The sequence below is a fragment of the Streptomyces sp. NBC_01622 genome (assembly GCF_045209635.1).
Lineage (GTDB): Bacteria > Actinomycetota > Actinomycetes > Streptomycetales > Streptomycetaceae > Streptomyces.
This window is the reverse complement of record NZ_CP109293.1, coordinates 1,058,243-1,078,587: the sequence shown is the minus strand read 5'-3', so window position 1 is coordinate 1,078,587 and position 20,345 is coordinate 1,058,243. Positions and strand designations below refer to the sequence as shown.

Below are 20,345 nucleotides of genomic sequence, written 5' to 3'. Positions count from 1 at the left end.
GCCCGGGGCTCAGCCCGCCGACGGAACCGTGAACTCGTAGATCAGGGCGTCCTGTTGGGCCTCCACGACCAGGTCGGTGATCTCCAGCGGGCGCGCGTACTGGTCGTGCACGCGCCGGGTCACCCGCACCGAGGGCGCGTTCGCGATCTGGGTGATGGCGTCCCGGTGGTGCAGGGTCAGACCGGCCCGGCGCATCCAGTCGTAGGCGCGCCGGAGTTGGGCCGAGGCGGACCCGTCGGCGCGGTCGCGGTAGCGGGCCAGCTCCTCCACCTCGGCCAGTGCCACCGCCGAGAAGGACGTGACGGCCGTACGCAGCCCGCTGCCGTCGGCCGCCGCGGACGCGTAGCGGTGTACCAGGGTCGGCCGGTTCGGGGCGATCCTCAAGGCCTCCGCGTGCTCGGGCGGGGGAGTCTCCCAGGTCACGGAGGTCCGGTCGAAGCCGGTCGGGTCGGTGCTCCGGGCGCCGACCGGGAAGGTGAGTGAGGACGGGGTCTCGACCGGCAGACCGGGCAGCGTGGCGTGGCTGCCGCGCCGGTCGGTGGCGACCAGACCGTCCCTGCGCAGCACCTCCAGCGCCTGTCGTACGGTCTCCCGGCTGACCTGGAAGTGTTCGGCCAACTGCCGCTCGCCGGGCAGGCGTTCACCGGGCGGGATGGTGCCGTCGTGGAGTTCGCCGAGCAGTTGGGTGGCGACCTTCCCGTAGAGGGGCTGGTCGTCGGCGGTCGGGTGATGGGGGGTGGTGCGGGCCATGCCGCGCCTCCTGTTGGTGACAAGACTGAGGGCAGAACTGGTGACAAGACGTAGCCGTGCGGGCTCGTTGCGCGACCAGATCTAGCATTGGTCTAAACCACCAGGGAAGAGCGGCAGGGCAGTTAGGCCGAAACCGACCCGCGCCGATCACTCCTCACAGTGCGCCGTACAGGGCGTCGATCAGGGCCAACTTCCTTGGGTCGTCGGCGATATGAGGCCCCATCCGGTTCATCACGTAGCCCAACGACACCCCGGCGTCCGGATCGGCCAGACCGCAGGAACCGCCGAAGCCGTCGTGTCCGAAAGCCCTCGGGTCGGGACCGTACGAGCCGTTCGGGCCGCTGAGCCACAGGCCGAGCCCGATCTCCGTCTCGTGCGCGAAGCCCGCGCCCAGCACCAGATCGCGGCAACTGCCCTGACCCTCGCGCACCCGCTCGGCCGCCTCGGGGGAGAGGACGCGGTGGCCGTCGTGGGACCCGCGTCCGGCGAAGACGCCGTAGAGCGCGGCGATCGCGCGGGCCGTGCCGTGGCCGTTCGCCGCCGGGATCTCCGCGGCGCGCCACTCCGGGGTGTTGGCCTCGGCCGCGCCCGCGATCGGGTTGGTCAGCGCGGCGATGGCGGCTGGTGCCAACTGGCTGAAGATCGCGGCCTGTTCACTGCTCGACGCGACGGGCGGATGCACCAGCTCGGCTGCCCGGCCCGCCTCCTTCTCCGGTAGTCCGATGGTGAAGTCGATCCCTAGCGGGCCGGTGACCTCCCGCTCCAGGAAGGCGCCCGGGAGCAACCCCGAGACGCGGCGCACGACTTCGCCGACGAGGAAGCCGTAGGTGAGCGCGTGGTACCCGGACCGCGTCCCCGGCTCCCACCAGGGCTCCATGGCCGCGAGCCGCCGAGTCGTCAACTCCCAGTCGTAGAGCTGCGCGAGGGAGTGCGGCTCGCGCAGGCCGGCCAGTCCCGCGCGGTGCGACAGCAGGTGTCGTACGAGAATGTTCTCCTTGCCGGCGGCGGCGAACTCCGGCCAGTACGTGGCCACTTGGGCGTCGAGGTCGAGCAGGCCCCGGTCGGCGAGGATGTGGGCGCACAGGGCCACCGGGCCCTTGGTCGTGGACCACACGTTGACCACCGTGTCGCGCTCCCAGGGGCGGGTCCGTGCCGCGTCGGCCCAGCCGCCCCACAGGTCGACCACGGTCTCGCCGTCCAGCGTGACGGTCACGGCGGCGCCCAGTTCGTTCCGGTTCCGGAAGTTCTCCTCGAACGCCGTGCGCACCGCGGTGAAGCGGGGGTCGCAGTGGCCGTCGATGGCTGGCTGGTGCTCGGACATGGTGCCTCCGTGGTCCGCCGTGAGTCCGGGCCGCGACGCTGCGGCCCGGACCACCTGAACATACCGACTGGTCGGACTGGGTGGAAGTGTCGTACGTTCAGTCCTCGACCGACCACACCCGGAACTCCGCGACAGCGACACGGTGCGGTTCTCGGAACGGCATCGGGCGGTGGACGCAGCCGTCGGCGTACAACTCCAGCAGCGCGTCCACATCGTGCTCGGCCCAGGCCGGCGCCCAGACGCGCACGAAACGCTCGGCGGCCGCACGCGTGGCCATGTCCATGCGGCACCCCTCAGACGTACGACCGCAGCCAGTCCAGCTTGACCGCCTCCTGGTAGGGGCCGCCGCCCTCATGGTCGTTGAAGTCGTAGACCTCGATCCGCTTGTCCTCGTGCGCCCAGGCGTTGAACGCGGCGAACACGGTGGAGGGCGGGCAGGTCTGGTCCTCCAGGGCGGTCGAGAAGAGGGCGGGGGCGCGGCCACGGGCCGCGAAGTGGACGCCGTCGAAGTACGAGAGCGTGCGCAGCACGTCCTCGGTGCGGCCACGATGGGTCTTCAGGTAGTTGCCGATCTCCCGGTACGGGTCGCGGTCGGTGAGGGTCGCGGCGCGCGGGTAGTCGCAGAGGAACGGCACGTCCGGCGCTATCCCGGCCAGATCGCCGACCAGCCCGCCCACGGCGAGGGTGATGCCGCCGCCCTGGCTGGCGCCGAGCGCCACCGTGCGCGCGGGGTCGACCGACGGGTGCGAGCGGGCCGCCTCGACGGCTCGCACCCCGTCCGTGAACACGCGGCGGTAGTAGTAGTTCTCGGGGGCGTCGACGCCCCGGGTCATGAAACCGGGGTACGCGGGCGCGCCGCCCACCGGGTCCGGGGTGCCACCGCCGCCGCCCCACGCGCTGCCCTGACCCCGCGTGTCCATGATGAAGTGCGCGCGGCCGGTCGACGCCCACAGCAGGTTCTCGTGCGGGAGACCCCGCCCGCCGCCGTAACCGACGAACTCCACGACCAGCGGCAGGGGTTGGGCAGCGTCGGCCGGCAGCCGCAGCCAGCCCTTCACCGGGTGACCGCCGAACCCGGCGAACGTCACGTCGTACACCCGCACCGTGGACAGCCCCGTGTCGACCGGCTCGAAGCGGGCGTCGAGATCGTGCTCGCGGGCCTCTTGGAGGGTCTTGGACCAGAAGGCGTCGAAGTCCTCGGGCTCGGCGGACGCGCTGCGGTACTCACGGAGTTCGCCGAGCGGAAGGTCGAACAGGGCCATCGATGACCACCTTTGTGAAGGGTGAGCGCGGATGATCGCACCGTACGTGTGACATCGGAGGACTCGCCAGACTCGTGCGGCGCCCCGCGCCTACCATGTCGGCATGTCGTCAGCCGTGGATCTGCTGGTCAAGGACGCCGAACTGCTCGTCGTGGACGACGGGCGCGAGATCCCGGGCGGCTGGGTCGCCGTCACGGGTGGTCGGGTCACCGCCGTCGGTGCGGGAGGGTCCGAGCCCGAAGCCGCCACGACCGTCTCGGCGACCGGGCGGCTGGTCACCCCGGGCCTGATCAACACCCATCACCACATCTACCAGAACCTCACCCGCTCCTACGCGCCCGCTGTCAACGGCACCCTCTTCGACTGGCTGACCACGCTCTATCCGCTGTGGGCGAGCCTCGACGAGGAGGCCGCATACGTGTCGGCGTACGTCGGTATGGCGGAACTCCTCATGGGCGGCTGCACCACATCCTCCGATCACCTCTATGTGCATCCACGCCCCTATCTGGTCGACGCCGAGATCCGCGCCGCCCGCGACATCGGCTTCCGCTTCCACGCGACGCGCGGTTCGATGACCCGGTCCGTCGAGGACGGGGGACTGCCGCCGAGGAGCGTCACCCAGAGCACCGACGAGGTGCTCGCCGACAGTGAGCGACTCATCAAGGCCCACCACGACCCGGAACCCGGCGCGCTGATCCGGGTCGCGCTCGCACCCTGCTCGCCGTTCTCCGTCACCAAGGACGTGATGACGGCGACCGCGGAACTCGCCGAGCGGTACGACGTACGGCTGCACACCCACCTCGCCGAGGACCGGGACGAGGACACCTACTGCCTGGAGACCTACGGCTGCCGGCCCGTCGAGTACTTCGAGGACACCGGGTGGATGAGCGACCGCACCTGGGTCGCGCACTGCATCTACCCGAACGACGACGAACTGCGCCGCCTCGCCGCCGCCGGCGTCGGTGTGGCGCACTGCCCCAGCTCCAACATGCTGATCGGCGGCGGCACGGCCCGGGTCAAGGAGATGCGCGAACTCGGTCTGCCGGTCGGCATCGGCTGCGACGGCTCCGCCTCCACCGATCACGCCTCGTTGTGGATGGAGACCCGCGGCGCCCTGCTGCTCGGCCGCTACCGGGGCGGTCCCGGTGCGATGACCGCGCGCGACGCCCTCGACATCGCGACCCGCGGCTCGGCGCGCTGCCTGGGCCGCGCCGACGAACTGGGGCACCTGCGCCCGGGCGCGTGTGCCGACCTGGTCGTCTGGGACCTGCACGAAGTCGCCCTGGCCGGCGCGCTGAGCGACCCCGTCGAGGCATGGCTGCGCTGCGGACCGGCGCGGGCGTGGACCACGGTCGTGGGCGGGCGGGTCCTCGTCGACCGGGGTGAACCGGTGCTGCCCGCGCTGGCGGATGTGCTGCGGGACCATGGGCGGGTCGCACGGCGAATGCAGCAGGGGGTGTAGCGGCGGTACATGTGCGGCGGTCGCACGTCCCTCGTTCGTGGCCCTCGCGTCACGCTCGCCGTCGAGTCCACTCCGGTTCGGTGAGCGCCCAGTCCCGTTCCCACTCGGCCAGCCGGTGGCGCAGGGAGACCCGGCGGATGACTGCGGACCCGAGCAGCACCAGCCCCACCACACCGCCCGTGGTCCAGGCGCCGACCGTCAACGTGTGCTGCCAGACGGCCACTTCACCTGCGGGCTGTGCGACGTTGCGGCCCTGGGTGTCGAACCAGACGTTCACCACGTCACCGCGCCCCGTCCCCGCCGGGACCGCGGCCGTGGCCGTACGCGGTCCTTTGCCCGGTTCCGTCCAGCGCACCGCCACCAGGAAGCTGCGCGGGCGGCTGCCCTCCGCCGACGGCAGTTCGGCGGGCGGCTTGCCGATCACCTCCGCGCGGACCCGATGGCGGTCGGCGCGCTGGGCGGCGGCGACGGTCCGGGCCTGGTCGTGGGCCCACAGACCCGCGGCGGCCCCGGCCAGTGGCGCACAGACGAACAGGAGGACGGCGACGGCAACCGCCGTCCACGTCTCCACGACGTCCGACCGGCGCCGCAACGGATTGTGCCGCCTGCGCCGACTCCGTACCCGGTTCCGCACGTCGACCTCCTCGCCGTCACCGGCGCCGAGGAGCGCGAAGATCGCGCTGTCTCGACACCACGCACGCATGCGAGCGTCCACACAGCAGTCGTACCCCTCCGAGGCACATCCCTCAACCGGAGCCGCGAGCGAGCCTCAGCCGAAGCGTTCGATGCGGATGCGGTCCACCGGCTGTCCCGCTTCGACCAGCAGCCGCGACGCATGCTCGGCGAACCCGTTGGAGCCGCACACATAGGCCTCCCACCCACCGGGAGGCCGCTCGGCCAGGAGCGGCGCCACATGTGCCGCGGCCATACGACCTACCGGCACACCCCGTGGCGCACTGCGCGTGAACACGGTCGTCGTCTCGGCGCCGTACTCCCGTGCGTAGATCAACTCCTCGGGACCGCGCGCCGACACCACCAGCCGCAGCGGCACGGCCAGCCGCCGCGCCCGGTGCTGCCGGAGCATCGACATCAGCGGTACGACTCCGGAACCGGCGCCCAGCAGCAGCGCGGGCCGGTCGCCCGGCCAGGCGAAGAAGCCGCTCAGCGGGCCGCGCACCTCGACCTGGTCACCGGGCTCGGCCACCGTGTGGAACCAGCCGGAGACCTCGCCGCCCTCGACATGGTCCAGGGTCAGTTCCACATGCCCGGTGTCGTCCGGGTGCGAGGCGATCGAGTAGTGGCGCTGCGCCACATAGCCGTCCTCGGCGCGCAGCCGCAGCATCAGGTGCTGGCCCGCCAGATGGCCCGTCCAGCCGGGCACCGCGAACCGGAACGTCGAGGCGTGCGGGGTCTCCCGGCGGATCTCGGTGAGTGTGGCGGTCTGCCACACGGCGGCGGCCCGGTTGCTCACCGCGATGCGTCCCGGCACCGCGAACCTGGTGGTGGGGGTGGAGGTGTCAGTCACCGGAGTACCGCTGTTCCTCCCAGGGGTTGCCCCGGGCGTGATAGCCGTTCTGCTCCCAGAAGCCCGGCTCGTCGTGGTCGAGGAGACGCAGGCCCGCGATCCACTTGGCGCTCTTCCAGAAGTACAGGTGCGGCACCAGCAGCCGGGCGGGGCCGCCGTGCTCGGCGGGCAGCGGCTTCCCTTCGTACTCCCACGCGATCCAGGCACGTCCGCCGGTGACGTCGGAGAGCGGGAGGTTCGTGGTGTACCCGGTGTGCGAATAGGCCACGACATGTGTGGCGGACACATGGGGCCGCACCACATTGAGGAACGCGTCCAGTGAGACGCCCCCGAACCGCACCCCGAACTTCGACCAGCTCGTCACACAGTGGATGTCACCCTCGTAGGCCGACGTGGGCAGTTCGTGGGCCTGCGTCCAGTTCCAGGTGCGCGGCTCCTCGACCAGTCCGTCGACGCGGAACGTCCAGTCCGTGGGCGCCAGGTCGGGGGTGACCTCGGCGGACAGGACGGGCCAGTCGTCGCCCGCGTCGTACTGGCCGGGTGGCAGGCCGGCGTCGGGGACGCGGGGGCGTCCGGTGAAGCCTCGGGTGACGTGCATACGGGTGGAGCCTCCAGGCCGCTGCGGCGCGGGTCCGCCGGGCGAGCGTGATCAGTGGGTTCTCGTTCCAACGGTACGCGTCCACCGGGTATGCCCAGGTCCGACGGGTACCGCCGATCATTGCGGCCGTATGAACTCTCCGGGTTCCGGGGAATAGCCGCCCGGTGGTCGACCTTGGTCCTGAGTGGCGGCGATGTGGTGACTGCGAAGGAGAGTGAGGGAGCAGATGCCGAAGGCATACGTCTTCACGCGTTACGGGGGACCTGAGACGGAGGCGCTCGTAGAGGTGGACCGGCCGAGTCCCGGTCCCGGTGAAGTCCTTGTCGCGGTGCGCGCGGCCGGGGTGAACCCGGTCGACTGGAAGCTGCGCACCGGCTACCGGCGGCCCGGCGAGACGGACACACGCACGTTCCCGGCGGTCTTCGGCAACGAGGTCTCCGGCGTCGTCGAGGAGCTCGGCGCGGGCGTGGACGGCATCGCCGTCGGCGACGAGGTCTTCGGCAACACGGTGGCCGGCGGCTACGCCGAGTACGCCCTGCTCCCCGCGACGGTCACCGCGCACAAGCCCGCCGAACTGTCCTTCCGGGACGCCGCCACCCTGCCCGTCGCCGCGGCGACCGCCTACGACGGCGTCCGCCAGCTCGACCTGCCCGCCGGCGCGACCGTGCTGGTCACCGGCGCGGGCGGCGGCGTCGGCTCCGCAGCCCTGCAGATCGCCCGGGCCCTCGGACTGCGTGCCGTGGGTGTGGCGAGCGAGGGCAAGAAGGACTTCGTGGAGTCGCTGGGCGCGGTCCACGTCCCGTCCGGCCCCGACCTGGCCGAACGGGTGCGGGCGGTCGCTCCGGACGGCGTCGACGGCGTCTACGACCTCGTCGGCGGCGAAGTGCTCGCCGAGGCCGCGACCCTGCTCACCGACCCCACGAAACTGATCACCGCAGGGGCCCCCGCCCCCGAGGTCGAGAAGCTCGGCGGCGCCCGCGTCGAACGCGCCCGCAACGCGGCCGTACTCGACGAGGTCGCGCAGCTCGTGGTCAGCGGCCAACTGGACCCGCACGTGACGCGGACCTTCCCGCTCGACCAGGCCGGCGAGGCCCTGCGCACCGTCGAGGACGGCCACGCGCGCGGCAAGATCGTGATCGAGGTCGCCGCATGAGCACGTCCGACGAACGCGTCCTCGACAACCCCGCCCGCGCCGCCCTCACCGGCCCGCACGCCCACTTCGCCGAGCGGCGCGGCCGGATCCTGCGCTACCCGGTCGACGTGTCGCCGTGGCTGGCCCTGCCCGACTCGCCCGACGCCGACGACTGGGCGGACGTCGCCGCGCTCGCGGGGCCCGGCACCGAGATCGCGCTCTTCGGCTGCAGGGGACGGGTGCCCGACGACTGGGAGATCACCTTCGACATCGACGGCGTACAGATGGTCGACGACGGGCTGGCCGCCGCACCGGACCCGGAGGCGGTCCTCCTCGGCCCGGCCGACGTGCCCGAGATGCTCGACCTGGTGGAGCGGACCAGGCCGGGCCCCTTCCTGCCCCGCACCGTCGAACTCGGCACCTACCTGGGCATCCGCCGGGGCGGCGCCCTCGTCGCCATGGCCGGCGAACGGCTCCACCTGCCCGGCTGGACCGAGATCAGCGCCGTCTGCACCGACCCCGCCGCCCGCGGCGAGGGCCTCGCCGGCCGACTGGTCCTCGCCGTCGCCCACGGCATCCGCGAACGCGGCGAGACCCCGTTCCTGCACACCGGCGCGGGCAACACCACCGCGATACGGCTCTACGATTCCCTGGGCTTCCGGTTGCGCCGGACCACCGCGTTCCTCGCGGCACGGGCGCCGGAGCACCTGACCGAGAACCGGGCCGTCGGGGTGTCGTAGGACAGGACCGGGCCCTCAGCTCTCCTCGGCGGCACTCTCTCGTGACCACGAGTTGTAGCGCTCCAGATAGCCGGCGAACCGCCGCAGGTCCTCCTCCGGCCAGTCCGCCAGCCGCTCGCGGAAGGCGGCCTGGCGGTTCTCGGTGACCTGGGCGAGGATCCGGCGGCCGGCGTCGGTCAGATGCAGGACCTGGACGCGGTGGTCCTCGGGATCGGGACGCCGTTCGATGAGGCCGGCGCGCTCCAGGGCGGCCACCTGGCGGCTGACCGTGGACTTGTCGAGGGCGTAGTGCGCGGCCAGGTCGGTGGCCCGGCGGCCGTCGCGCTCCTCCAGGTGACTGAGCAGGGTGTACGACACCAGGGACAGCTCGGGGTGCAGCCGGCCCGCCGAGGCCCGGGCGCGCCGCGCGAAGGTCGTCATCTCGCGCTGGATGGTCTCCACGGCCCGGTCCGCTCGCACTGCGTCTCCTCCGCTCGCCTGGTTGCACAGTACAACTCGGTGGGCGGCCCGGCTCCTCGTCGGTCTGGTGCTTCGGGTACTGTTGCCCTCCGTCGCGGACGTCCGCGGCCCTGAACTCCTGGGAGGTGAGACCCATTTCCGCTGTGTCATGCCGGGTGCTCTCACCTCAGGACAGCTCGGATCACCGGTAGCAGGTGACCGCGAGAGCGCCCTTCGGCCACCTTCCGAAAGGCTCTCGGCTTCCATGCCTCCTCTTTCCCCCGTTTCCCCCGCCTCCGTCGTCGCCGCGCTCCGCGCCGCGGGCTGTGTCTTCGCCGAGGACGAGGCGCGGCTGATCCTCTCCGCCGCCCGCACCGCGGACGAGGTCGCCGCCATGGTGGACCGCCGCGTCGAGGGCCTGCCCCTCGAACTCGTCGTCGGCCACGCCGAGTTCCGGGGTCTGAGCATCGCCGTGGAACCCGGTGTGTTCGTGCCCCGCCGCCGTACCGAGTTCCTCGTCGACCAGGCCCTCGCGCACGTCCCGGACGCGTCCGTCGTCCTGGACCTGTGCTGCGGCTCCGGCGCGGTCGGCGCGGCCCTCGCCGCCGCCCTCGGCCGGGTCGAACTGCACGCCGCCGACATCGACCCCGCCGCCACGCGCTGCGCCCGCCGCAATGTCGCCGCCTTCGACGGGCACGTCCACACCGGCGACCTGTTCGCCGCGCTGCCCGACGAGTTGCGGGGTCGAGTCGACATCCTCGCGGCCAATGTGCCCTACGTCCCCAGCGGCGAGGTCGGTCTGCTGCCCGCGGAGGCCCGCGAGCACGAGCCGCTGGTCGCTCTCGACGGTGGCGCGGACGGCCTCGACATACTCCGCGAGGTCGCCACCGGCGCACCCGACTGGCTCGCCCCCGCCGGCTGTCTGCTCGTCGAGACCAGTGAGCGTCAACTCCCGTCAGCGGTCGAGGCGTTCAAGAGCGCGGGTCTCGAGACACGGTCGGCCTACTCCGAGGAGCTGTACGCCAACGTCGTGATCGGTGTCGCGCCGGCCGGCTCGGTCAGGTCGTAGCGCCGCTGCCGGACGGGCTGGGCGAAGGTGAACCGCTCGGGCCGCCGCGTCCCCACGGGCCGTGGCCGCCCGGGAACCCGCCCGGTCCGCCCTGGCCCTTGCGGTCGAGGGTGCCCGTGAAGGCCCGGTCGGCGGTCCTGGTGCCGCTGTCGGAGCGGGTGCCGATCAGGGAGGCGGTGTCGCCCTTCTTGAGAGCGGCGGAGTTCTGGGCCGTGGCATCGGAACCCACGGTCCAGCTCCACGAGGTCCCGTCGTCGCTCTTCACGGTGACCTGGTCGCCGTCCACCTTCGTGACCGTTCCGCGCTGCCAGATCCGTACGACCCACTTGCCGGTGGAGCCGTCCTTGACCGTCGCCTCGCCGTGCACGGCCTTGCCGCCGACCCCGAACCCGAACCACATGCCGCCCCCGTGCCGGAAACCGGGCCCGCCGGGCGACGGCGAACCGGACGGCGCGGGGGACCCGGCGGCGGGCACCGCGCCGTCGGCCGAATTCCCGGAGGTCGCCGCGTAGGCGACGCTTCCGCCCAGCGCGAGCACACCCACGGTGACCGCGGCGATCACCGCTCGGGCCCGCTTCGAACGCTGCCGCCACAGCCGGTCGAGACCGTGCTCGCGCTCGGCCCCGCCGGGCCCGGTGAGCACCTCCCACTTGGGTGCGTGGTCCGGCATCGGCGGTATCGCCCCGGCGCTGTGGTCGTCGTGCTCAGGGTCGTGCGTCACGGCTCGCTCCCTCGGCCCGGGCGTCCGGCATCCCGCCGCACGCCTCCCTGTGATTCTCGACTCCCCCCGATAAGGAACAGGTAACGGCTCCCTGTGAATCCGGGCACCCGGCCCGCCATCTCCTTATGCAACTAGTTGCATAAACCTTGTTCCGTCCTCTACAAAAGAGGCACGACACCGCGTACGGAGGGCCCGATGAGCCGTTACCCGCACCTGCTGAACCCCCTCGACCTGGGCTTCACCACACTGCCCAACCGTGTCCTCATGGGCTCCATGCACATAGGCCTGGAAGAGGCCGAGCGCGGTTTCGAGCGCATGGCGGAGTTCTACGCGGCCCGCGCGCGCGGCGGTGTCGGCCTGATCGTCACCGGCGGCATCGCACCCAACGAGGCCGGCCGGCCCTACGAGGGCGGCGCCAAGCTGACCACCGACGCCGAGGCCGCCCAGCACGCCGGGATCACCGCCGCCGTGCACCGCGAGGGCGGCCGGATCGCGATGCAGATCCTGCACTTCGGCCGGTACGCCTACCACCAGGACCTCGTCGCGCCGAGCCCCCTCCAGGCACCGATCAGCCCCTTCCAGCCCCGCGCGCTCACCGACGCCGAGGTCGAGCAGACCATCGAGGACTACGTCCGCGCAGCCCGCCTCGCCCGGCAGGCCGGCTACGACGGCGTCGAGATCATGGGCTCCGAGGGCTACCTCATCAACGAGTTCATCGCCGCCCAGACCAACCACCGCGACGACCGCTGGGGCGGCTCCTACGAGAACCGGACGCGCTTCCCCGTCGAGATCGTGCGCCGGGTGCGCGAGGCGGTCGGCGAGGACTTCGTCATCGTCTACCGGCTGTCGATGCTCGACCTCGTCCCCGGCGGCTCCACACTCGACGAAGTCATCAGTCTCGCCAAGGCGGTTGAGGCAGCCGGGGCGACCATCATCAACACCGGCATCGGCTGGCACGAGGCCCGCATCCCGACCATCGCGACCTCGGTGCCGCGCGGCGCGTACACCTGGGTGACCAAGAAGCTGATGGGCGCGGTGTCCATCCCCCTCGTGACCACCAACCGCATCAACACCCCTGAGCTGGCAGAGCAGTTGCTCGCCGACGGGTACGCCGACATGGTGTCGATGGCCCGCCCGATGCTCGCCGACCCGGACTTCGTGGCCAAGGCAGCCGCCGGCCGCTCCGACGCCATCAACACCTGCATCGGCTGCAACCAGGCCTGCCTCGACCACACCTTCAGCGGGAAGATCACCTCCTGCCTGGTCAACCCGCGCGCCTGCCACGAGACCGAACTCGTCCTCGCCCCAACGCGGTTGCGCAAACGCGTCGCGGTGGTGGGCGCGGGTCCGGCGGGACTCGCGTGCGCGGTCTCCGCCGCCGAACGCGGCCACCAGGTGACGCTGTACGACGCCGCGAGCGAGATCGGCGGGCAGCTCAACGTCGCCCGACAGGTCCCCGGCAAGCAGGAGTTCGACGAGACGCTGCGCTACTTCCGCACCCGGCTCGCCGAGCACGAGGTGGAGGTACGCCTCAACACCCCAGTGACGGCAGGTGACGTGGAGGACTACGACGAGGTGGTCGTCGCCACCGGCGTCACCCCGCGCACCCCCGACATCCCCGGCGTCGACCACCCCAGCGTCGTCGGCTACCTCGACGTCCTGCGCGACCGCGTTCCCGTCGGCGAGCGCGTCGCGATTCTCGGCGCGGGCGGCATCGGCTTCGACGTCGCCGAGTTCCTCACGGACGGCGGCGACAAAGCGAGCGAGGACCCGGAGACGTACTTCCGCGCCTGGGGCGTCGACATGGACTACGCGGCCCCCGGCGGCCTCGCCGCACCCGAGCGGTCCGCCCCGCCGCGCACCGTCCACCTCCTCCAGCGCAAGGCGACCAAGGTCGGCGCCGGACTCGGCAAGACCACCGGCTGGATCCACCGCGCCGAACTCAAGCACCGGGGCGTCACCATGGTCCCGGGCGTCCGGTACGACCTGATCGACGACGCCGGACTGCATGTCACCGTGGGCGAGGAGAGCACGGTCCTCGCCGTCGACACGATCGTGCTGTGCACCGGACAGGACCCGCGCCGCGACCTGTACGACCAACTGGCCGCCGCCGGACGCAGCGTGCACCTGATCGGCGGTGCCGACGTGGCCGCCGAACTGGACGCCAAACGGGCCATCAAGCAGGGCACCGAGGTCGCCGCCGCCCTCTGACGACCGTCCCTAGGATGACCCCATGTCACTCCCGCACGCGATCCTCACCGCCCTTGTGGAGAAGCCGTCCTCGGGCCTTGAGCTGACCCGGCGCTTCGACAAGTCGATCGGCTACTTCTGGTCGGCGACGCACCAGCAGATCTATCGCGAGCTGGGAAAACTGGAGGCCGAGGGCCAGATCCGGGCGCTCGCGCCCGAGCAGCCGGCCCGCGGCCAGAAGAAGACCTACGAGGTCCTGCCCGCGGGCCGCGCCGAACTGGCCCGCTGGACCGCGTCCGCCCAGGACCCCAAGCCGCTGCGCGACACGATGCTGCTGCGGCTGCGCGCGGCTGCGGTGGTCGGCACGGACGGCATCGAGGCCGACCTGCGCCGCCATCTCGACCTGCACCGGCGGCAGTTGGCGGAGTACGAGGAGATCGAAAAGCACGACTTCCCGCCCGACAGGGACAGCCCGCAGGACCGGCTTCGGCATCTCGTGCTGCGCGCGGGCATCGACCTGGAGACCTTCTGGACGCAGTGGCTCACGCACGCGATCGAGGAGTTCGCCGAGTTGCCGTAGGACGTGTGTGAGGGGCCGCCCGATGACCGGGCGGCCCCTCATCCGTGGGGACGTGGGGACGGTCAGAGTCGGTAGGGCTTCGCGCGTCTGCGCAGGAACCAGGCCGTCGCGATGACACCGGTTCCCACCAGGCCCCCGCCGACTGCCAGGGTGAGCGGGCCGTAGTCCTTCGTGGCCCCGCCGAGCCCGCCCATGACACCGCGCGAGGGCGAGGCCGTGGCGGTGACCTTGGGGGTCGCGGCGGCGGAGACGATCAAGGACTGGGTGCCCGCGGGCGTACTGGCGTTCTGGCACATGACGATGACGGTGTAGGTGCCCGGAGTGACGTTCGTCCAGGCGGTGGACTGGCTGACGGTGGTGCCCGCCAGGGTCGCCTTCCGCCCCTCGGCGAAGCTCGCCTGGCTGCTGGTGAGCAGTGAGCCGGTGCCCCAGACGCCGGTGGTGCGGTTCTGGGAGCACGCGCTGGTCGTGACCGAGACGGTGGTCCCGGTCGTGCTCACGGAGATCCCCGAAGCCGCGCCGGCCGGGCCGGCGGTCAGGGCGAGGGGGAGAACGGCGGTGGCTGCCACGGTCAGGCCGGAGCGGAGTAGTAGCTGAGAAGTGCGCATGGGACTGCCCTCCAACGGCACGGTTGGCGGAACATCCCTTGCGCCGCCGGGATCGGGAAACGGCCGTGCTGCCTCCAAGGAAGCCAACGCGCCCTCGGCCCGTCCCGCATGCGGACGGCGACCGGGCAGGTGACGGATTCCTTCGTCCGGCTCAGGGACGAGACGCGGCCAGGGGGCACGCGCGCACTCACCAGGCGGGCGCCGCCCGTAGCAGTCGCTCCCGTACGAGCGTGACGTGCGGGTTGTCCGGAGAGCCGGGGCGGCGGGTGAGATACGAGGTGTTGATCGGCGGGTCCTCGGGCGTCAGCAGCGGAACCAGCGTCCCGGACGCCAGCTCGTCCAGGCAGAGATACCGGGGGAGCACGGTGATCCCGGCACCCGCCACGACCGCCGCCAGCACCCCGCGCAGATCGGGCACCGTGATCGCGGCCTGCCCGCCGAGCCGGGTGCCGAACACGTGCCGCCAGTAGCGCCGGGCGATCGGCAGATCCTCCGCGTACGACACGAGGGGCACCCCGCGCAGCGCGGCGGGCCCCTCCGCCGCGACCCGCCCGGTGCCGATGCGCTCCGCCCACGCGGGCGCGGCGAGCAGCACGAACTCCTCGTCCGCCAGCGGCTCCCAGGTCAGCGTCCGCCCGCGCGGCCGGGCGGTGGCGATCACCAGGTCGTAGCGGCCGCCCCGCAGCCCGTCGAGGAGGTCGTCCGTCAGCCCCGGGCTGACCCGCAGCCGTACACCCTCCCCGGTCAGCGGTGCCAGGGCGGGCAGTACCCGGGTGCACAGCAGCTCGGCAGGTCCCGCCAGTTGCACGGGCTCGGGCGACCGGTCCGCGCCGAGGGCGCCGCGGTCCGTCACGACGGCGAGCTCGTCCAGCGGCGCCGCGACCTGCGCGGCCAACTGGTCCGCCACCGAGGTCGGCACGACACCGCGCGACCGCCGCTCGAACAGCTCCCGGCCCAACTGGCCTTCCAGCGAGCGGATTTGAGTCGTCACCGTGGGCTGCGACAGCCCGAGCAGCCGCCCCGCCGCCGTGAACGAACCGGCCCGGTGCACGGCGAGAAATGTGCGCAGGAGGGAGAGGTCGAGCGGTGCGGCGGCGGCCGGGGCGGAGTTCGCCGAGCCATTGGAATTCCCATGGACCATGAACGGAATCCTACGGTTCACTTATGGCCGGGCCTCGCCCGTCGTCACCGTCCGCTCCGCCGAGAACCCTCCCCACGTACCGTCCGGCAGCCGCGCCCTGAGCCGCACCCGATGACTGTCCCCGGCCCCCCGGCCCACGTAGAAGCTGTATGTGGCCCGGTCGCGCGGCGCGGTCCCGCCCCAGACCAGTGAGGTGGCCGACTGCCCGTCGAGGTTGATCTGATACTCGGTGACCACCCCGTCCGTGCGTGGCGGCACCCAGGACAGGTCGATGTAGTACGCCCCGTCGTCGCCCCGGTGCGTCTTGGCGCTGAAGTCCCTGGGGGCGGTGCCCCGCCCGTCGTCGCTGCCCGGCGCCGTGGTGAGCGGGACGGCCGTGCTCGCGGGCGAGAGGTTGTCGGCGGCGTCCCGGGCCCGCACGGTGAAGGAGTAGCGCGTGCCGGGCCGCAGCCCCGTGACCACGGTCGCGGTCTGGGCGCCGCCCACACTGTGGATCTTCGCCCCGCCCTGGTAGATGTCGTACGACACCACACCCCGGTCGTCCGTGGAGCCGCCCCAGGACAGCTGGACCGCCCGGCTGCCGATGGTCCGGCCCTGCGGTGCGCTCGGGCGGGTGGGTGCCGAGTGGTCGGCCGCGACGGCGACCGGTGTCCGAGCCGTCACCTCCCGGCTGCGCGGTCCCAGGCGGCCGTCGGTGTCCCGGGCCCGCACGGTGAAGGCGTATATGGTCGCGGGCTTGAGCCTGGTGACGTCCACCATGTGCTCGGAACCCGGTACTTCCTTCACTTTCGTGGTGCCCCGATATATCTCGTAGGTGCCGACACTCGGGCTCGCCGTCACCGCGTCCCACATGACGTGCACGCTGGTCGCACTCCCCGCCGCGGCCGTGACGCCGACCGGGGCACCGGGCGCGTGGCCGTCTCCGTCGCCACCCGTGGCGCAGGAGGCGAGAAGCAGGAGCGCGGCACAGGTGAGGGCGGCACGGGGGAGAACGAGGGTGGCCCGGACGCGTCGCACGATTCTGCCTCCCCGGCATTCCACGGGCATCACACGAGCTGAAAGGTCCGGACCAATATGGCGCGGGTGGGGCAATCGCATCAAGAGGGGCGCCGTTGAAGATCGGTCGCGAACGTTACGTATGCTGAGTTCCTCACGGCTGAACTCACCCCTGTGAGTGGGGAGTTCATGCCGGTGGCGCGGACCGCTGTCGTCGCTGATCCCGCGCCGGCGCGGGCGGTCGGGCGGCCGGAGCCGACATGGCTCGGGCCCCCGGCCCCCGTCGGGAGTGACCTGGACTCGCCGGGATTCGGGGGCGTGCACCGTCCGGCCCCCTATCAGTGGCCGCGTGATCGGGCCGGTACCAGGGTGGGCCGAGTGTCCGTCAGATCCCCCAGGAGAGGGTCCTCATCGTGCGTGTCCAGACGCTGACGCTGGTCGCGGCCGGCGCCGCCCTGCTCGCCCCGACCACGCTGCCCGCCTCGCCCGCCGCATTCGTCCGACCCCAGGCGGGGCCGGCGGCGCTGCGCGAGGGCGATGTGGCGGCGGCCGACCTGTTGGCCAAAGTGCGTGACTGCGCCCCCGTCTCGCGCGGCGAGTACCGCACCGACGACGGGGAACCCGCGTCGATCCCGGTCTGCGGCACCAAGGAGGCCGTCTACTGGAAGGCCGACATGGACATCGACTGCGACGGACAGGCCGGCGCCCGCTGCAACGCGCGGACCGACCCGCTCTTCTCGGCGATGACGGCGTACCAGCAGTCCGACGGCCGCTATCTGGACGCCGAGCGGCTTCCGTACATCGTGGTCCCGGCCGCCAGCGCCCTCTGGAACCACCGGGACCACCGGATCGGCGGCGGTTCGGTCGCCGCCGTCGTCTACCGGGACCGGGTGCAGTACGCCGTCGTGGGGGACGTCGGCCCGCACGACATCATCGGCGAGGCCTCGTACGCCACGGCCAAGGGCCTCGGTATCCGCGCCGATCCGCGCGGAGGCGGGACGGACGCAGGGGTCACCTACATCGTGTTCAAGGATTCACGGGTGAAGCCGATCGAGGACCACGCCGCCGCTGTGGAGAAGGGGCAGCGGCTGGCCCGGCTGTTCGTAGGGGGAACAGGGGGAGCAGGGGGAGGAGCGGTCGAGCGGGCGGGGCCGTAGGCTGCCGCCCGCCGAGTCCTCCGGAGGGGGCGTCAGACCGCCGACCAGCCGTCGTCGACCGGCAGGATCACGCCGTTGATGTTGCTCGCCGCGTCCGAGGCGAGGAACACGATCGCGGCGGCCTGCTCCTCCGGCTGGGCCACGCGGCCGACGTTGACGAAGTGCGGGGCGAGCGCCGCCGGACCGAGAGCCTCGCGGTCGGCGTCCACGGAGATGTTGGTCGCCGTACCGCCCGGGGCGATGGCGTTGGCGCGGATGCCCTGCTTGCGGTACATCACCGCAAGGGACTTCGTCAGGCCGACGACGCCGTGCTTGGACGCCGTGTAGGCGGCGCCCGCCGCGCTGCCGCGGAAGCCGGCCTCCGAGGCGGTGTTCACGATCGCGCCCCGGCCCGCGGCCAGCATGTGCGGCAGCACGGCCCGGGTGAGCAGGAAGGGCGCGGTCAGGTTGACCCGGATGACCCGCTCCCACTCCGCGTCGGCCACGTCCGCGAGGGCCGACATCCGGTCCATGATCCCCGCGTTGTTCACCAGGACGTCGACCCCGCCGAACCGCTCCACGGTGGTCGCGGTGACCTCGTCGACGACCGTCTGCTCGCTCAGGTCGCCCGTGACCGCGACGGCGATCCCGCCCGCCTGCTGGATCTCCTTGACGACGGCCTCGGCGCCGTCGGCGTTCAGGTCGGCCACCACGACCTTGGCGCCCTCCGCGGCGAAGGCGAGCGCGGCGGCGCGCCCGATGCCCGAACCCGCTCCGGTGACGATGACGCTGCGTCCGTCGAGTCCACTGGTCATGAGGTGCTCCTGTTCGTCGTGCGAGGGCTCCGCGCCCGTTGTGCACTCACCATACGACTTAATGTCTGCGAGTGACATGAAGTCGGCGGGCGGGTCATGGTGCAGAATCCCGGGAGGTCACGACCGCAGCCGGAGGGGAACTGATGACCGTATCCAGCGGACGCACGGGACGACCGCCGCTCACCGAGGCGCGCAAGGCCGAAATCCGGCTGGAGATCGCCCGGGCCGCGGTGGAACTGTTCGTCGCCCAGGGCGTGTCGGCGACCACCGGCGAGCAGATCGGACAGGCGGTCGGCGTCTCGGCGCGCACCGTGTGGCGCTACTTCCCGAGCAAGGAGAGCTGCGTACGGCCGCTGTTCTCGGCCGGTATCGACGTCATCGCGGCCCGGTTGCGGGAGTGGCCGCCCGGCCTCCCCCTGGAGGACCTCTTCGCCCCGGACCTCGCGACCGGCCTCTTCGCCGCGACCGGCCCCGACGGCGCCACCGGCAGCGCGCTGGTACGCCTCACCCGCACCGAACCTGGCCTGCGCGCGATCTGGCTCCAGACCTACGACGAGGCGGAACCGGCGTTCGCCCGCGCACTCGCCGAACGCGCCGGCCTGCCCGCAGGCGACCTGCGCCCCATGATCCAGGCGGCGATGCTCAACGCGGCACTGCGCGCGGCGGTCGAACGGTTCGCGTGGAGCCCGCCCGGGACCGCGACGGACGCGACGACGGGGGAGGCCGAGGTGGCGGAGGCCCTGCGCGCGGCGCTGGCGATCGCGGCGGAAGGGGTCTCGTAGGGAGGTCTCCCGCAGGGCGTACTCGGCTGACGGCAGCCGCTGTGTGCCTCACACCTTCCGATAGGTGTACGCCTCCATGGCCGCCGCCTCCACCGCGTCGAGGTCCGCTCCCGTCGACGCCGTGACGACCGCGGCCACCGCGCCCTCGACGAACGGAGCGTCCACCAGGCGGGTACCGGCCGGGAGTTCGTCGCCCTCGGCCAGGAGGGCCTTCACGGTGAGTACGGCGCTGCCCAGGTCGGTGAGGACGGCGACCCCGGCGCCTCGGTCGACGGACGCGGCAGCGGCGGCGATCAGTTCCGAACTGGTGCCGAGCCCGCCGCCCTCCGTGCCGCCGGCCGGAGCGAGCGGCACGGCCGTGCCCGAGCCGGCCAGTCCGCGCGCCAACTCGGCCACGGAGGCGGCGACTTGGGCGCTGTGCGACACCAGCACGATGCCCACGAGCTTCTCGTCACTCACCGTCGGCCTCCGCGGCTTCCTGGAGTGCGGCGATCAGCAGCGCGGACGAGGTGGCGCCCGGGTCCTGGTGCCCTATGCTCCGCTCCCCGAGATAGCTCGCCCTGCCCTTGCGGGCCTGAAGGGGAATGGTGGCCACGGCGCCCGCTTCGGCGGCGGCCAGCGCCGCGGCGAAGCCCTCTGGCAGCGCGTCGACCGCCGGGACCAGCGCGTCGATCATGGTCTTGTCACCGGGCGCGGCACCGCCGAGGGTCATGACCGCGTCGACTCCGGTGCGCAGCGCGCCGGCGAACTCCTCCTCGCTCACCTCGGCGGCGTCCCCGAGCGCCTTGCCGGTACGGCGCAGCAGCGTGCCGTAGAGCGGCCCCGAGGCGCCGCCGACGGTGGATATGAGCTGTCGCCCGGCGAGGGTGAGGACGGCACCGGGGGTGTCCGGTGCCTCTTTTTCCAGGGTGGCCGCCACGGCGGTGAACCCGCGCTGCAGGTTCGCGCCGTGGTCGGCGTCGCCGATGGGTGAGTCGAGGTCGGTGAGCCGTTCGGCCTCGCGGGCGACGGAGGCGGCGGTCGCCGTCATCCAACGGCGGAAGAAGTCGGCGTCGAGCACTGGATCTCCTTGCGTGGTG

The 20,345-nt window shown here is 72.3% G+C and carries 23 protein-coding genes; 8 read left to right on the top strand and 15 right to left on the bottom strand.

Annotation, left to right across the window (positions count from 1 at the left end; genetic code table 11):
• Positions 1-9: 9 nt before the first annotated feature.
• The 4 genes from OH768_RS04920 to OH768_RS04905 form a co-directional block, all read right to left on the bottom strand.
• A complete protein-coding gene (locus OH768_RS04920) occupies positions 10-750 on the bottom strand; it encodes a GntR family transcriptional regulator (protein ID WP_406450391.1) in 741 nt (246 codons plus the stop codon).
• Between the two features lie 154 nt (positions 751-904).
• Positions 905-2,071: a serine hydrolase domain-containing protein gene (locus OH768_RS04915; RefSeq protein ID WP_406450389.1), complete on the bottom strand. Its 1,167-nt coding sequence runs from the start codon at positions 2,069-2,071 to the stop codon at positions 905-907.
• Between the two features lie 97 nt (positions 2,072-2,168).
• Positions 2,169-2,354: a hypothetical protein gene (locus OH768_RS04910; protein WP_406450387.1), complete on the bottom strand. Its 186-nt coding sequence runs from the start codon at positions 2,352-2,354 to the stop codon at positions 2,169-2,171.
• A gap of 10 nt (positions 2,355-2,364) precedes the next feature.
• Complete coding sequence (locus tag OH768_RS04905; protein ID WP_406450385.1) at positions 2,365-3,333, bottom strand: acetylxylan esterase; 969 nt, start codon at positions 3,331-3,333, stop codon at positions 2,365-2,367.
• A 103-nt stretch (positions 3,334-3,436) separates the two neighbouring features.
• Here OH768_RS04905 and OH768_RS04900 point away from each other — a divergent pair, with 103 nt between their 5' ends.
• The gene (locus OH768_RS04900) at positions 3,437-4,795 is read left to right on the top strand and encodes an 8-oxoguanine deaminase (RefSeq protein WP_406450383.1); all 1,359 of its coding nucleotides are present in this window, start codon (positions 3,437-3,439) and stop codon (positions 4,793-4,795) included.
• A 49-nt stretch (positions 4,796-4,844) separates the two neighbouring features.
• On the opposite strand, the gene OH768_RS04895 is transcribed toward OH768_RS04900, so the two are convergent.
• The 3 genes from OH768_RS04895 to OH768_RS04885 form a co-directional block, all read right to left on the bottom strand.
• Entirely contained in the window at positions 4,845-5,498 is a 654-nt protein-coding gene (locus OH768_RS04895) for a hypothetical protein (protein ID WP_406450381.1), read from the bottom strand.
• A gap of 66 nt (positions 5,499-5,564) precedes the next feature.
• A complete protein-coding gene (locus OH768_RS04890) occupies positions 5,565-6,320 on the bottom strand; it encodes a ferredoxin reductase (RefSeq protein ID WP_406450379.1) in 756 nt (251 codons plus the stop codon).
• Positions 6,313-6,918, bottom strand: a complete 606-nt coding sequence (locus OH768_RS04885) for a sulfite oxidase-like oxidoreductase (RefSeq protein WP_406450377.1) — start codon at positions 6,916-6,918, stop codon at positions 6,313-6,315. Before OH768_RS04885 ends, OH768_RS04890 begins: the two co-directional genes overlap by 8 nt.
• Before the next feature lie 226 nt (positions 6,919-7,144).
• Between OH768_RS04885 and OH768_RS04880 the strand changes: the two genes are divergently transcribed.
• Both OH768_RS04880 and OH768_RS04875 read left to right on the top strand, forming a co-directional pair.
• On the top strand, positions 7,145-8,071 hold the full coding sequence (locus tag OH768_RS04880) for an NADP-dependent oxidoreductase (protein WP_406450375.1): 927 nt from the start codon (positions 7,145-7,147) through the stop codon (positions 8,069-8,071).
• Positions 8,068-8,790, top strand: a complete 723-nt coding sequence (locus OH768_RS04875; protein ID WP_406450373.1) for a GNAT family N-acetyltransferase — start codon at positions 8,068-8,070, stop codon at positions 8,788-8,790. Before OH768_RS04880 ends, OH768_RS04875 begins: the two co-directional genes overlap by 4 nt.
• 15 nt (positions 8,791-8,805) lie before the next feature.
• Here the strand turns inward: OH768_RS04875 and OH768_RS04870 are convergent, their stop codons facing one another.
• Positions 8,806-9,210 carry a MarR family winged helix-turn-helix transcriptional regulator gene (locus tag OH768_RS04870; protein ID WP_406465142.1) on the bottom strand — a complete coding sequence of 135 codons (405 nt, stop codon included), beginning with the start codon at positions 9,208-9,210 and terminating at the stop codon, positions 8,806-8,808.
• A gap of 283 nt (positions 9,211-9,493) precedes the next feature.
• Between OH768_RS04870 and OH768_RS04865 the strand changes: the two genes are divergently transcribed.
• On the top strand, positions 9,494-10,297 hold the full coding sequence (locus tag OH768_RS04865) for a putative protein N(5)-glutamine methyltransferase (RefSeq protein ID WP_406450371.1): 804 nt from the start codon (positions 9,494-9,496) through the stop codon (positions 10,295-10,297).
• Here OH768_RS04865 and OH768_RS04860 read toward each other — a convergent pair.
• Positions 10,287-11,018, bottom strand: coding sequence for a hypothetical protein (locus OH768_RS04860; protein ID WP_406450369.1), 732 nt, complete (start codon positions 11,016-11,018; stop codon positions 10,287-10,289). The two genes, OH768_RS04865 and OH768_RS04860, sit on opposite strands and share 11 nt — an antisense overlap.
• Positions 11,019-11,213: 195 nt before the next feature.
• Here OH768_RS04860 and OH768_RS04855 point away from each other — a divergent pair, with 195 nt between their 5' ends.
• Positions 11,214-13,229, top strand: a complete 2,016-nt coding sequence (locus tag OH768_RS04855) for an FAD-dependent oxidoreductase (RefSeq protein ID WP_406450367.1) — start codon at positions 11,214-11,216, stop codon at positions 13,227-13,229.
• Between the two features lie 22 nt (positions 13,230-13,251).
• Positions 13,252-13,788 carry a PadR family transcriptional regulator gene (locus OH768_RS04850; protein ID WP_406450365.1) on the top strand — a complete coding sequence of 179 codons (537 nt, stop codon included), beginning with the start codon at positions 13,252-13,254 and terminating at the stop codon, positions 13,786-13,788.
• A gap of 62 nt (positions 13,789-13,850) precedes the next feature.
• On the opposite strand, the gene OH768_RS04845 is transcribed toward OH768_RS04850, so the two are convergent.
• From OH768_RS04845 to OH768_RS04835, 3 genes are all read right to left on the bottom strand, one after another.
• Complete coding sequence (locus tag OH768_RS04845) at positions 13,851-14,396, bottom strand: hypothetical protein (RefSeq protein WP_406450363.1); 546 nt, start codon at positions 14,394-14,396, stop codon at positions 13,851-13,853.
• A gap of 187 nt (positions 14,397-14,583) precedes the next feature.
• The gene (locus tag OH768_RS04840; RefSeq protein WP_406450361.1) at positions 14,584-15,537 is read right to left on the bottom strand and encodes a LysR family transcriptional regulator; all 954 of its coding nucleotides are present in this window, start codon (positions 15,535-15,537) and stop codon (positions 14,584-14,586) included.
• Between the two features lie 21 nt (positions 15,538-15,558).
• Entirely contained in the window at positions 15,559-16,554 is a 996-nt protein-coding gene (locus tag OH768_RS04835; protein WP_406450359.1) for a fibronectin type III domain-containing protein, read from the bottom strand.
• A gap of 392 nt (positions 16,555-16,946) precedes the next feature.
• Here OH768_RS04835 and OH768_RS04830 point away from each other — a divergent pair, with 392 nt between their 5' ends.
• Complete coding sequence (locus OH768_RS04830; protein ID WP_406450357.1) at positions 16,947-17,690, top strand: glycoside hydrolase family 75 protein; 744 nt, start codon at positions 16,947-16,949, stop codon at positions 17,688-17,690.
• A gap of 32 nt (positions 17,691-17,722) precedes the next feature.
• Here OH768_RS04830 and OH768_RS04825 read toward each other — a convergent pair whose 3' ends face one another.
• Positions 17,723-18,484: a glucose 1-dehydrogenase gene (locus OH768_RS04825; RefSeq protein ID WP_406450355.1), complete on the bottom strand. Its 762-nt coding sequence runs from the start codon at positions 18,482-18,484 to the stop codon at positions 17,723-17,725.
• A gap of 143 nt (positions 18,485-18,627) precedes the next feature.
• Here OH768_RS04825 and OH768_RS04820 point away from each other — a divergent pair, with 143 nt between their 5' ends.
• The gene (locus OH768_RS04820; RefSeq protein WP_406450353.1) at positions 18,628-19,266 is read left to right on the top strand and encodes a TetR/AcrR family transcriptional regulator; all 639 of its coding nucleotides are present in this window, start codon (positions 18,628-18,630) and stop codon (positions 19,264-19,266) included.
• 48 nt (positions 19,267-19,314) lie between these two features.
• Here the strand turns inward: OH768_RS04820 and OH768_RS04815 are convergent, their stop codons facing one another.
• Complete coding sequence (locus OH768_RS04815; protein WP_406450351.1) at positions 19,315-19,725, bottom strand: PTS-dependent dihydroxyacetone kinase phosphotransferase subunit DhaM; 411 nt, start codon at positions 19,723-19,725, stop codon at positions 19,315-19,317.
• On the bottom strand, positions 19,718-20,326 hold the full coding sequence (gene dhaL / locus OH768_RS04810; RefSeq protein ID WP_406450349.1) for a dihydroxyacetone kinase subunit DhaL: 609 nt from the start codon (positions 20,324-20,326) through the stop codon (positions 19,718-19,720). The genes OH768_RS04815 and dhaL overlap by 8 nt, the downstream gene beginning before the upstream one ends.
• Between the last annotated feature and the right edge of the window lie 19 nt (positions 20,327-20,345).